At 53.6% G+C, this 12,584-nt stretch carries 13 protein-coding genes; all 13 read left to right on the top strand.

Features of this window, described 5'->3' with window-relative positions:
* Nucleotides 1–33: 33 nt before the first annotated feature.
* The 13 genes from ACL2XG_RS12685 (at nt 34) to ACL2XG_RS12625 (ending at nt 12,545) form a co-directional block, all read left to right on the top strand.
* Entirely contained in the window at nt 34–2,067 is a 2,034-nt protein-coding gene (locus tag ACL2XG_RS12685) for an EscV/YscV/HrcV family type III secretion system export apparatus protein (RefSeq protein ID WP_410016634.1), read from the top strand.
* 19 nt (nt 2,068–2,086) lie between these two features.
* Complete coding sequence (gene spaK / locus ACL2XG_RS12680) at nt 2,087–2,488, top strand: SPI-1 type III secretion system chaperone SpaK (RefSeq protein WP_410012235.1); 402 nt, start codon at nt 2,087–2,089, stop codon at nt 2,486–2,488.
* Nucleotides 2,488–3,783, top strand: a complete 1,296-nt coding sequence (sctN, locus tag ACL2XG_RS12675) for a type III secretion system ATPase SctN (RefSeq protein WP_410012234.1) — start codon at nt 2,488–2,490, stop codon at nt 3,781–3,783. The genes spaK and sctN overlap by 1 nt, the downstream gene beginning before the upstream one ends.
* Nucleotides 3,767–4,219: a hypothetical protein gene (locus ACL2XG_RS12670; protein ID WP_410012233.1), complete on the top strand. Its 453-nt coding sequence runs from the start codon at nt 3,767–3,769 to the stop codon at nt 4,217–4,219. Before sctN ends, ACL2XG_RS12670 begins: the two co-directional genes overlap by 17 nt.
* Complete coding sequence (locus ACL2XG_RS12665; RefSeq protein WP_413722042.1) at nt 4,207–5,172, top strand: hypothetical protein; 966 nt, start codon at nt 4,207–4,209, stop codon at nt 5,170–5,172. The genes ACL2XG_RS12670 and ACL2XG_RS12665 overlap by 13 nt, the downstream gene beginning before the upstream one ends.
* Nucleotides 5,169–6,113: a type III secretion system cytoplasmic ring protein SctQ gene (gene sctQ / locus ACL2XG_RS12660; protein ID WP_413722043.1), complete on the top strand. Its 945-nt coding sequence runs from the start codon at nt 5,169–5,171 to the stop codon at nt 6,111–6,113. Before ACL2XG_RS12665 ends, sctQ begins: the two co-directional genes overlap by 4 nt.
* On the top strand, nt 6,106–6,765 hold the full coding sequence (locus ACL2XG_RS12655) for an EscR/YscR/HrcR family type III secretion system export apparatus protein (protein WP_410012230.1): 660 nt from the start codon (nt 6,106–6,108) through the stop codon (nt 6,763–6,765). Before sctQ ends, ACL2XG_RS12655 begins: the two co-directional genes overlap by 8 nt.
* 23 nt (nt 6,766–6,788) lie before the next feature.
* Nucleotides 6,789–7,046, top strand: a complete 258-nt coding sequence (locus tag ACL2XG_RS12650) for an EscS/YscS/HrcS family type III secretion system export apparatus protein (protein WP_410012229.1) — start codon at nt 6,789–6,791, stop codon at nt 7,044–7,046.
* Between the two features lie 3 nt (nt 7,047–7,049).
* Nucleotides 7,050–7,820, top strand: coding sequence for a type III secretion system export apparatus subunit SctT (gene sctT / locus ACL2XG_RS12645; RefSeq protein WP_410012228.1), 771 nt, complete (start codon nt 7,050–7,052; stop codon nt 7,818–7,820).
* 2 nt (nt 7,821–7,822) lie between these two features.
* Nucleotides 7,823–8,983 carry an EscU/YscU/HrcU family type III secretion system export apparatus switch protein gene (locus ACL2XG_RS12640; RefSeq protein ID WP_413722044.1) on the top strand — a complete coding sequence of 387 codons (1,161 nt, stop codon included), beginning with the start codon at nt 7,823–7,825 and terminating at the stop codon, nt 8,981–8,983.
* 183 nt (nt 8,984–9,166) lie between these two features.
* On the top strand, nt 9,167–9,673 hold the full coding sequence (gene sicA, locus ACL2XG_RS12635; RefSeq protein WP_410012226.1) for a type III secretion system translocator chaperone SicA: 507 nt from the start codon (nt 9,167–9,169) through the stop codon (nt 9,671–9,673).
* Nucleotides 9,670–11,454, top strand: a complete 1,785-nt coding sequence (gene sctE / locus ACL2XG_RS12630; protein ID WP_413722045.1) for a type III secretion system translocon subunit SctE — start codon at nt 9,670–9,672, stop codon at nt 11,452–11,454. Before sicA ends, sctE begins: the two co-directional genes overlap by 4 nt.
* 17 nt (nt 11,455–11,471) lie before the next feature.
* Nucleotides 11,472–12,545, top strand: a complete 1,074-nt coding sequence (locus ACL2XG_RS12625) for a hypothetical protein (RefSeq protein WP_413722046.1) — start codon at nt 11,472–11,474, stop codon at nt 12,543–12,545.
* The last annotated feature ends 39 nt before the right edge of the window (nt 12,546–12,584 follow it).

Here is a 12,584-nt window from a genome sequence, read left to right as displayed (position 1 = left end):
GATAACGACGTGTTGACAAAATTTCTGCATAATATGCATTCCCGCCCGGAGCTGCTTATCCTGGCGCTGGTGATCATGATCATCAGTATGTTGATTATTCCTTTGCCGACATACTTATTGGATTTTCTTATCGGGCTGAATATCGTTATCGCCGTGCTGGTGTTCATGGGCGCGTTTTACATTGATCGCATCCTGAGCTTTTCCACTTTTCCCTCCGTGCTGCTGATCACCACGTTGTTCCGGCTGGCCCTGACCATCAGCACCGCCCGTCTGATCCTGACCGACGCCGACGCCGGTGACATCATCGCCTCCTTCGGCCAGTTTGTTATCGGCGATAACCTGGTGGTGGGCTTTGTCATCTTCGCCATCGTCACGGTAGTGCAGTTTATTGTCATCACCAAGGGGTCGGAACGCGTGGCGGAGGTCGCGGCCCGTTTCTCACTTGACGGCATGCCCGGCAAGCAGATGAGCATCGACGCCGATCTGAAGGCCGGCACGATCGACGCGGACGGCGCGCGCGAACGGCGCAGCGTGCTGGAGCGGGAAAGCCAGCTGTACGGCTCGTTCGACGGCGCCATGAAATTTATCAAGGGCGACGCCATCGCCAGCATCCTGGTGACGTTCGTCAATCTTATCGGCGGCATGGCCGTAGGCATAAGCCAGCATCAGATGGATATGTCCACGGCGCTGGATACCTACACCATGCTGACCATTGGCGACGGGCTGGTCGGCCAGATCCCCGCCTTGCTTATTTCCATCAGCGCCGGGCTTATCGTCACGCGCGTCAACGGCGACGGCGACAACATGGGCCGCACGATCATGGAACAAATCATGGGCAACCCGTTTGCACTGATGATTACCGCGTTCCTGGCCCTATCGATCGGCCTGCTGCCGGGGTTCCCCTTGCCGGTGTTTATCCTGCTGGCCGGCGCGCTGGCGGCCGTGTTCTATTTCCGCCATCGCAGGCAGCGCAGGGCGCAGGCGGCCGACGTGGATGGCCGTGCCGGAACACTCCCTCACCAGGATGCGCAAGGCGAGAGCGGCATGGACACCCGGCTGAACATTATCGACGATCTTGACAAGGTGGCCGCCGAGACCGTGGCGCTGATACTGGTGGTATCGCGCGCCAATTTTGCCTTATTGCAACAGGAGCGGCTGTGCGAACGCCTGCGCAGCCAGTTTTTTGTCGATTTCGGCGTAAAACTGCCGGAACCGATTCTGCGCGCCGCCGAAAATGTCGATGAATCCACCGTCATGGTCTTGATCAACGAAATTCGCGCCGACGCCTTCACCATTCATTTCGATATGCTGCGCGTGGTCAATGCCTCCGATGAGATTCAACATCTCGATATCGACATGCGCGTCGACAAAGATTGTATCTGGGTGGCGCGCGAGGCCAGGGAAACCCTGCTGCAGCTGGGCTTCCAGCTGCGTCCCGCCGTGGATGAGGTATACCACTGCTTTGCGGTATTGATGTCCCATCACGTCAGCGAGTTCCTCGGCGTACAGGAAACCAAACATATGCTGGACCTGATGGAGAATAAATATCCGGACTTATTGAAGGAGGTGCTGCGCCATGCCACGGTGCAACGTATTGCCGAGGTGTTGCAGCGCTTATTAATGGAGCGCATATCTACCCGCAATATGAAATTGATCATGGAGTCGCTGGCGCTGTGGGCGCCCAGGGAGAAAGACGTCATTACCCTGGTGGAGCATGTCAGGGGCGCGCTGGCGCGTTATATATGCCATAAATTCGCTATTAATAATGAGCTAAGAGTAATTATTCTGTCGGCGGAGGTGGAGGAAACGATCCGCGGCGGTATCAGAAATACGTCGTCCGGGGCATTTTTACACCTGGACCCGTCGGTCTCGGATGAATTAATGGATTTGTTTACCGTAGGTTTAGAAAGCATATTGATTGCTCAAAAAGATATGGTTTTATTAACCTCGGTGGATATCAGACGCTTCGTCAAAAAACTCATCGAGTCGCGTTTTCGCGATCTCGAGGTCATGTCTTTTGGGGAATTAACTGAAGCTGTAAATGTTAATGTTATTAAAAGTATCTAATTAACCTGGAGTATAATACATGTATGTTGATATTGCCGCTTTAGTGCGCGAAGCCTTATTGGGAAATGGTTGTGATCCCAAACTGTTGGCTAATTTTGATAGCCATTCAACTATTGCGCTCGATTTTCATGATTTGCCAAGTATCTACATCAGCAGCCAGGATGAGGATATCTGGTTTTGGTCGCGCATTGCCGAATACGATGAGGCGGCCTTGCAAAAATGCGGATATTCCTTATTGAAGGAACATATGGAAGGCGAAGCGTTTATCCGCAGCCAGCAGTTTCAGTTCGCCCAGAATGAAGGCTATCTGGAATTTAAAGCATTATTACATCCGGACTCTCTGCAAAGCGCGGAAAACTTTAGCAAGGCGTTGGAAGGTTATTTTGAGCGTCTGGAACGTATCATCGAGGTTATGCATTAATGACCGCCCGGATGAGGCTGCTGCGGCGCCAGGCCCAGCCTCTGCGTTTAGCGGGGCCGATTATCGAGGCGGAGCTGCCGGGCGTCGCGGTGGGCGAGATGTGCGAAGTGCGCCGCGACTGGCGCACGGCGGAGATTGTCGCTCGCGCCCAGGTACTGGGCTTTCAGGGCAATCGCACGGTGCTGAGCCTGATAGGCCATGGCCGTGGTTTATGCCGGGATGTGGTTTTGCATCCCACCGGCGCCCAGTTGGGCATTACCGTCGGCATGGACCTGCTGGGCACGGTCATTGATCCCATGGGGAATGTGGTCGAACGGCTGCATTCCCCGGCGCCCGGCCCGCAGCCGGAAATCCGCCCCATCGATATCGACGCGCCCCCGTATCTGGATCGCGCCGTTATCGACACGCCCTTTATTTCCGGGATCCGCGCCATCGACGGCCTGCTGACCTGCGGCACCGGGCAGCGGGTCGGCATATTCGCCTCGGCGGGATGCGGCAAGACGGTGTTGATGCATATGCTGATCGACCGGTCCGAGGCGGATGTATTTGTTATCGGACTGATAGGCGAACGCGGGCGGGAAGTGACTGAATTCACCGAATCCCTGCGCCGCTCAGGCCGGCAGGATAAATGCGTGCTGGTGTACGCCACCTCGGATTTCTCCTCTCTGGATCGCTGTAATGCGGCCAGGGTGGCCACCACGGTGGCGGAGTATTTCCGCGATCGCGGGAAAAAAGTGGTGCTGTTTTTAGATTCCATTACCCGCTATGCGCGCGCGTTGCGGGATGTGGCGCTGGCCTCGGGAGAACCCCCGGCCAGACGCGGCTACCCGGCCTCGGTGTTCGACGCCATGCCGCGTATTCTCGAGCGGCCCGGGAACACCCGTCACGGCAGTATTACCGCGTTTTATACCATCTTGCTGGAAAGCGACGACGAGCCGGACCCGATTGCCGACGAAATACGCTCCATTCTGGACGGACATTTTTACCTGAGCCGCAAGCTGGCGGCGCAAAATCATTATCCCGCCATCGATATATTGCGCAGCATCAGCCGGGTCGCCGGCCAGGTGACCGATGGGCAGCACCAATCCCTGGCGGGCGAAGTGCGCCGCCTGATGGCCCGGCTTGAGGAATTACAGATATTCCTGGATATGGGCGAGTACCGCCCCGGCGAGAACGCTGAAAACGATCGCGCCATGAATAAGCAGCAGGCACTCATGGCCTTGCTGCGTCAGTCCACGCAGGAAAGCACCGACTTCGCCACCACGCTGCGGATGATGCATGCCGTCGTTGCGTAATATCAAAGTCCTCATCGGCCGCTGCGACGCCGGCCTGCGGCGCTGTGATATGCGGCGCATCGCCGCCGAGCGCCAATTGCGGGAGAACGAGGCGCAAGCCGATGCGCTGGGCCAACAAAAAAGCGGCTTGCGGCAATTGATTGAGCAGGAGCGCCCCAGCGGCAGGCTGGACAAAGCCCGGATTTTTTTGTGTCAGCACCGTATCGCGGTATTCCGGCAAAAAATTAAAGAGCTGGAAGCACAGGAACACACATTGCTGCATAAGCGCGAGGAATTCACGCGGCAGCTCTCCGACCTCAAGGCGGAAAAGCAGCATTGGCAGCGTAAACATGAAAAGTACCTGACATGGGCCGAAAAGCAGAAAAAAGCGCTCAGGCTTGCCGGCTTACGTCAGGATGAAAATGAAACGCAGGAGATTATTACATGGTCGCCGTAACTAACTTCGGCCGCGGGCATAATTACCCGGTCAAATTCGTGCAGGATATCAAGGATATTGCCCGCCAGCGGCAAAGCGATGTGAATGAGCGCCAGCGTCTTAAGAAACCATTCTCGCCAACTGAGCACCAGCACCCCGCCGGCGCCTTCATCGCGCAGATGATAGCGCGCGAAGACGGTGTCTTTTCCAGCCTGGGCGCATTATCGGCGGTGGAAACAATGATGGGCATGCATTCGGCCCTGGTGTCTGATCAAGCCCATGCCGAGGGGGCGAATGCCGGCGCGGCCAGTGCCCGCCCGGCCCACGTCTCTGCGTTTCTGGCGCAGCGGAATCTGGGTTCGGCGCCATCAAACCTCATCGCCGGCGGCAGCGAATTACTGCCAGGCCAGGTGGAAGAACCTGGCGCCGCGCCTGCGGGCGATGTGAATAACAGCGCTCAGCCCGGAAAGGGGACGCGCGCCCTGGCTGCACACACGCCGGCGGTGTTAGCGGAGGGGAATAAAATAATTGCGCCTGACGCGCACGTCGCAGGCAACCTTGCACCGACCGATGGCACCTTGGGCGAAGCCGCCGATGCGCGCCTGTTAGCCGATTTGCTATCAAGCGCGGCCGCGGGCGCGACAATCCCGGCGAATAATCATGCCGCCGAGGTTAGGGCCGGCCAGCCGGCCGTGGATCGGCCGGCGAACCACGGCCACGAGGCAACGATGCCTCAGCCAAACCAGGCTGCCAACACCGACCGCACCCTGACCTATGCCTTCAGTTCGGTGCCGGGCCATCATCACGTACAGGTATCGGCCGGTCAGAACATCACGCTGTTGCCGTCGAGTCAGGAAGTGATTAAGCAAATGGCTACTCATCCTATGCCGGAAAATTACCAGCTGTTGCCCGTGCGGGATGAGCAACACGGGCAACAGCCGAACCAGGATCCGGAGCAGGAGGAGGACGAGTGAGTACACTTTCGCTGCGCAAGCTGCCAAAGGCGCAGGCGTCCTGGCACCCGGCTCTGGCGGGATGGCGGGCGGGCGGCGTCGCTGTCGCTCTGGCATTACCTCCGGCGGCGGGACCACTGATGATGGTCATCGCCGACGATGGCGAGTGGCGGGCGCTGCTGGATCCCCGTGAATGGCTGGCGCAGACCGCGCCGGCGCTGGCCGCCATGGCTGTCGCCGCCTGCGACGACCGGCAAATCATGGCGTTGTTTAACGCCATGCCCCGGCCGCTGACATTTGCCGACGGCGCGCTGGACTACCGACATATACAGGCGTGGGAGCCTGCTGCGTCTAGCCAGGGCCGCGACCTGCCATTGCCCCGGCTCAGCGCCCGGGAATGCCCGGTCTGGGTGACGGCGCTGGATCGCAGCCGGATCAGGCTGCCGGATCCATCCTGCCACGGCCTGCAGGACCTGCCGCTGGCGGTGGAATTTATTCTTGGCGCCAGCCGGCTGCCGGCGGCAATAGCGCGCGATGTGGCGGTTGGCGATGTGGTATTGATTGCCGCGCTTTCGCGCTATGTGAAATGCCAGGGACGGCGGATAGGACATTTTTGCCAACGAGAGGACATGATAATGATCGATGAAAGCCAAGATGGAATGTATGAAGAATATCCTTTGACGGAGAGTGACCCTGCGCCCTCATTGGATAACACGGCCTTGCCCGGCGTACTGACCGAACTGCCGCTGAATGTGGAGTTTATTTTGCAGCGGCGCTTCCTGTCGATAGGCGAGGTCAACGCGCTGTTTGCCGGCAAAATTCTGGAGTTAGACCCGGCGTGCGAGCACAGGATCGAGCTGCGAAGCAACGGCCATTTGCTGGCGCGGGGCGAATTAGTGCAATTGGACGATCGCCTGGGGGTCGAAATAATGCAACTTTACCCGGATGATCCCCATGCCTAATGAAATCGGGATAATTGCCTCACTGGCGTTTTTATCATTATTGCCGTTTTTGATTGCCGCCGGTACCTGTTACGTTAAGTTTTCCATTGTATTCGTCATCGTGCGTAATGCCTTGGGGCTGCAACAGGTGCCTTCGAATATGACCTTAAACGGGGTGGCGCTGATATTGGCCATGTTTGTGATGTCCCCGGTGGCGCGGGATGCTTATAACGCTTTTACTGAAGAAAAAGTCCAGTTCAACAGCGTGGAGACGGTGGTCGACTTTGTCGAAAACGGCATGAGCGGCTATAAAGCCTATTTGCAGAAATATGCCGATCCCGACCTGGCGCAATTTTTTGAAAAAGCGCAGTCCCGGCAGGGCAGAGACGACCCCTCCTATGAAGATGAGGAAACAACGCCTTCAATGCTGGCTTTGCTGCCGGCCTACGCGTTAAGTGAAATCAAAAATGCCTTCAAAATCGGCTTTTATCTGTATCTGCCGTTTGTGGTGGTGGACTTGCTGATTTCCAGTATTTTGCTCTCATTGGGCATGATGATGATGAGTCCCATAACCATATCCGTACCTATTAAGCTCATTCTTTTTGTGGTGCTTGACGGCTGGACATTACTCTCCAAGGGATTGATTCTGCAATATATCGATCTCGCTACCTGAAAAAGTATTAATAGGGTATAAAAATGAATGACGTGGTATTTGCCGGTAATAAAGCCTTGTACCTGGTGCTTATTCTCTCCGCGGGGCCGGTATTGGTGGCAACGGTGGTAGGGCTAATGGTCGGGTTATTACAAACCGTATTACAGCTCCAGGAACAGACATTGCCCTTTGGTATCAAGTTACTGTCCGTTACGCTATGTCTTTTTATTTTGTCAGGCTGGTATGGCGAGACATTGCTCGGTTTTGGCCAGGAAGTGATCAGAATGGCGATGAGCCGCTAGCCTATGAACGATTTGTCTGCATGGCTTGATGTCCAGCATTGGCTCAGTGTCATGATTTTAACCTCCGCCAGGATTATGCCGGTGTTTCTATTATTGCCCTTTTTAACCGGCAATATCGTCAGCGTTAATATCCGCATGCCGGTGGCTATCTTTATCGGCGCTTCGCTGTGGCCTTATTCCCTTGAGCGGATGCCGGTGGAAGAAATCAATTTTTGGGGCGTGCTGGCGCAGGAACTGTTTATTGGTTTGATCCTGGGCGTCCTGTTCGCCCTGCCGTTCTGGATTATGCACGGCGTCGGCTGCGTGATTGACCATCAGCGCGGGGCCACCGTCAGCAGCACCTTTGATCCCATGAGCGGGGTGGATACCTCTGAACTGGCGAATCTGTTTAATCTCTTCGCCGGCGCCCTGTTCCTGGCCGGCGGCGGCATGCTGCTGCTGATGGAAACATTCCAGCAAAGCTATCGGCTCTGCGATCCGCTGCAAACCTGCACCCCGGCGCTAAAACCGGTGCTTGGGATCCTGGGCCATTTAATGACCAGGATTATCATATTGGCGAGCCCGGTGCTGGTCTGCCTGCTGTTATCGGAGGTAATTTTGGGGTTGCTATCGCGTTTTGCGCCGCAAATGAACGCATTTTCCATTTCATTGACGATAAAAAGCCTTATCGCATTTGTGGTGCTGATTCTCTATTTCTCACCCTATTTACCCGACGCTTTCAAAACGCTGGCGCCGCATCCCGGCGTATTGGACATATGGCTGAAACCTGATTAACCATGGCAAACAAAACGGAAAAACCAACGCCGAAAAAGAAAAAAGACGCGGCGAAAAAAGGGCAGACCTTTAAATGCCGCGAGTTGATTATCGCTTGTCTGCTGTTAAGCGGTATCGTCTTCCTTACCAAGACCACCACGCTGGCGCCGTTGCTTGAGGCCTACAGAAATATCATTGCCGGCAACTTCCACATGGATATCAAGGCTTATAGTGCGGCCATTATGCTGCTGGGGCTAAAAATAACCCTGCCTATCGTGCTGGTCTGCCTGCTGGCGTCCGCGCTGCCCACTTTGCTGCAAACCGGATTTATGCTGGCCACCAAGGCGCTGAAAATCAATTTCGGCGCGTTAAATCCCATCAAAGGATTTAAAAAAATCTTCAGCATCAGGACTATTAAAGACGGCATAAAAGCCATCCTGCATCTGGGCTGTTTCATTGCGGCGGCCATCATCTTCTGGCACAACAATAAGCTGCTGATCTTCGCCCAGTTGCACGGCACCGTGGGCACTATGATCACTATCTGGCGGGAACTGCTGCTGTCGCTGGTCATCACCTGCCTGCTGTGCATTATCCTGGTGTCGATATTGGATGCCCTTGCGGACTATTTCCTGCATATCAAAGAATTAAAAATGGAAAAACACGAGGTTAAACGCGAGTACAAGGAGCAGGAGGGAAATCCGGAGATGAAGCACCGCCGCCGCCAATTGCACCGGGAAATCCTCTCGGAGCAAACCAAGGCCAATATCAAGGATTCCCAGTTTATCCTGGTGAATCCGACGCATATCGCCATCGGCGTGTATTACGATCCGGATGTGGTGCCAGCACCATTTATTTCGATTAAGGAGTCTAATCAGCGGGCATTGGCGGTGCGGGCTTATGCGGAAAAAATCGGCGTGCCGGTGGTGACGGACATCAAGCTGGCAAGGAAGATTTATAAGAGCAACAAGTTGTATTCCTATGTTCATCCAGAAGATTTTGAGAAATTTATCGATATCCTTGTTTGGCTGAAAGAAGTTGAGAACGCTTGGCGCGATGAAACCTTAGCGGTGGGCGCGGAATCTCTTCCCGGCGATATGGTGCCGCCATCCGCCACACCTGCGGCCGCAGTGCCAGGGATTGAGCGGCAACTTAACGAATCGGCGGCGAAAGGAACGGATCAATAAAGAACGCCATGGCACTGGCCCGTCAAGGATCGAACTGATTTGTGCATGGGGTTTTTCCGGTGGCGGAAATGCCACCGCGGCCAAAGCAATATTAATTAAGCGATAATTGAAAGTTTTCCATTCCCCTTAATGTTTCAATCAAATCACCATCATTGTCGGTGATAACAAATTCAGGAGTTATATATGAGTGTTGTTGATAACGTCAGTGAAGACCGCATCGCAGAATTGCTGTGGAATGCGGTAAATAGCGGTATTACGTTAAAAGAAGTGCATGATATACCTCAGGTAATGATGGAGGGTTTATACACGCATGCCTATGATTTTTACAACAAAGGGCAGTTGGATGAAGCGGCTACCTTCTTCCGTTTCCTGTGTATCTATGATTTCTATAATCCGGATTATTACATGGGGCTCGGCGCGGTATATCAGCTTAAAAAAGAATTTCAAAAAGCAGCGGATATTTATGCCGTGGCTTTTTCACTGGCGGAAAATGATTATCGCCCGGTGTTTTACAGTGGACAGTGTCAATTAATGTTGAGCAAGGCCAACAAAGCCAGGCAATGCTTTGAACTTGTTATTGAACAATCCCACGACGCGATGTTAAAAAAACGCGCCGAGGTTTATATAAATAACTTGAAATGCCCCATGGACGAACAAAAAGACCCCTCTCAAAGCGAGGATATAACATGACGCAATTCCACGGAATTTTAAATGGATTAAGTGCCATGCCTAATGTCAATAATCGTCTTGACGCCATCGAGAATACCGGTGCTCAAGATAATAATATTAATACACCCTTATCGCGGGAACAGACTCTGACGCTGAATGCTCAGTCACGCCAGGCGACGGAAGCGCTGTTAGCGACCATCAGCGCCAGCAGCGATTTGCAAGCGAATATGCCCGCCGCACAGGCGACCGCGGCTGACCTTCCATTAGCGGCCCCATCCGGTAACGTGCAAACCCCGAACAATAACCGGATATCTTTGCAAGAGATATTCAATACCGTTAAGGAATTATTGGTCGATGTATCGCTGGGGAAACTGGCCGATCGACTGACGCTATTGCTATCGCAAAAAGCGGCATTTGACCTTTTCAATTCTGCTCTGTCAGCGGAATATCAACAGGCAATTGAAGCGAGTCAAATTGCGCTGGATACTGCCGAAGCGGATAGGATTGCGCTGCAAAATGCTGAAAATGAACTGGCGGAAAAGCAACGGGCGCTAGATCGGGCAAACGTGGCGCTGAGTCAATTGTCACCTGAGGATGAAGGCTTCGCGACGGCACAGCAATCCGTGCGCGAGGCGCAGGATGAACTTAACCAGGCCTCTGCGCAACGGGACTTGGCGCAAAGTAAGATGGCTTCGTCTTATCAGGCCGCCAGGGAAAGCATTACAAAGCTGGACGATATATATAACCAAGGCAAAAACGCGAATGCGCTTCCATTGGATGCGACTGAAGTGGATAGCGCTATAAACCGCTTATTAGCGTTAATGAACACATTTAACAAGTTGGTGCAAAAGAACCGCCAGCGGGCATTGGAGGAGGATTCCGCGCTATTCAGGCGCATGCAGGAAAGCCTGCATGTCGAAATGAAACATAAAGCCGCTAAAGCCGCCGAGGATATGCGTAAGTCCGAAGCATTGAATAAGACCATGGGGTGCGTAGGTAAAATTCTCGGCGCGCTTATTACCGCCATCAGCGTAGTGGCGGCGGTTTTCACCGGCGGCGCCAGCCTGGCCCTGGCGGCGGTGGGATTGGCTTTGATAGCGGCGGACGCGATAGGCAAGGCTATCACCGGCGTATCCTTCCTGGAACAGGCTATGCGACCGCTGATGGAAGGGATTATCCAGCCGTTGATAAGCATGCTGTCCAAGGCTATTACCAACCTGCTCGCAAAGCTGGGCGTCGATGCCAACACCGCGGCCATGGTGGGAGCGATTGTCGGCGCTTTGGTTGCTGCGGCGCTCATCGTAGCCGTTATGGTGCTGGGTAAATCCGCCGGCGGTAAAATCGCCTCTTCCGCGCTGGGTAAAATGATAGCCGAAGCCATCAAGAAATTGGTGCCCGATGTGTTGAAAAATCTGGGCAGGCAAACCAGTGCCGCCATTACCGATAGCTTTAAGCGATTGATGGATAAGCTGTCTTTAAAAACCGATCGGCTGTCGAAGGCGACCTTCGCCAATCGGCTGGAAAAGCTTAACAATACCGTGACCTATGGTTCAAGCATGTTTCAATCGGTCGGCTCGATACGCCAGGGCGTCATTCAAAAAAGATTGGCGGAAACATTGGCTGCCTACGGTCTGTTACTTGCGGAAGATAAGCAATGGAAAAAAATGCTGCTGGAAGCCATAGATTATTTTAAAGGGGATATGGAATTAGTCCAGCAACAATTCAGAGAGATGTCCAGCCGCCAGGCTCAAACATATTCAAATACCTTGAGTTTGTTTAGTAATAACAGTCTTTCGGCTTAATTAACAGGAGTAATGCCATGAACGATATAACCCATAACAGCGGAATCAATTTCCATCAGGAAAATATACTGAACACCTCGACGGTAACAGAGCCTGTTGAAGACCGTCGAAAAAACTCATCCGTCTCTTTGACGCCAGAGGCATTGGATATTGCCGCGAGTATTTTCGGTAATAAACTATTATCAGACGGATCACAAATTGTGAATTTACGCCGCCCCGATTCAACGGTCGAACCCGTGACCGTCGCAACAATGGAAAAGATGATTAAGACCGGATTAAATCTGATGCCCGCGACGCCGGAGAAAATAATCGCGTCAAGTCATGAGGGTAACAATGATGTCACTATCCATAAGCTGAGTGGTCAAAAACGGATTGAGGCATTACTCGTGGCTTTCAAAGCCCTAAGTGAAGGGAAAGCCGTTAGTAATGGTGAGGTGGCGAGATTGGCGCTACTGGAAAATGAATCGGTAAAAAGCGCCGCCGCAGCGAAGATTAAACAGGGTATGGACGCGTTTACAGGAGGGATGAGCCAAGGCGTAATCGGCGGCGTGATGGCGACAGGCGTGTATAGGAAACAAACCAAAGCGAATAATATGGATCTCGCGACCATAAAACATGATAAAACCGCCCTTATCAAAAAACAGGGAGACCTGAATATTGCCACGATGAAAAGCACGCAGGGCAATATCGATTTGCAGCAGAGGCAGGCAGGACAAATCAGCGCCCAGCATCAATCGCATTTAGATGAGGCGGCTAAGCGGCGTTTAGAACGCGATATTGCAGCCACACAGCATGATATCGAGCTTAAGGACAATAAGACCGCCGCCATCCGAAATGAAGCAAATATGGCTATGGCGGCAGGCCAGCAGTTGCCGGGCTTTATCAATGGCATGACCCAAATGAATCAAGCACACCATGGCGCCGAGGAGTTCCTCAACACGCACTATGCCCAATCGTTCTCCTCTATGTCTGAAACGGCCAGGGCCAATGTTAAAGAACTGGCGGATGCCATGCAGTCGATTCTGGAACAGGTCAAAAAAGTACTGCAAGACAATGTCGCCACACTTGGCCAATTGGCCAGCCGCGCTTAATCTTTCACAGGCGCCGTCTGTAAATTCAGCACGGCGCGA

Source organism: Sodalis sp. RH24 (genome assembly GCF_047324145.1).
In the GTDB taxonomy this organism is placed as follows: Bacteria; Pseudomonadota; Gammaproteobacteria; order Enterobacterales; family Enterobacteriaceae; genus Acerihabitans.
The sequence above is the reverse complement of the archived record's forward strand: the minus strand, read 5'-3'. Positions and strand labels throughout refer to the sequence as shown.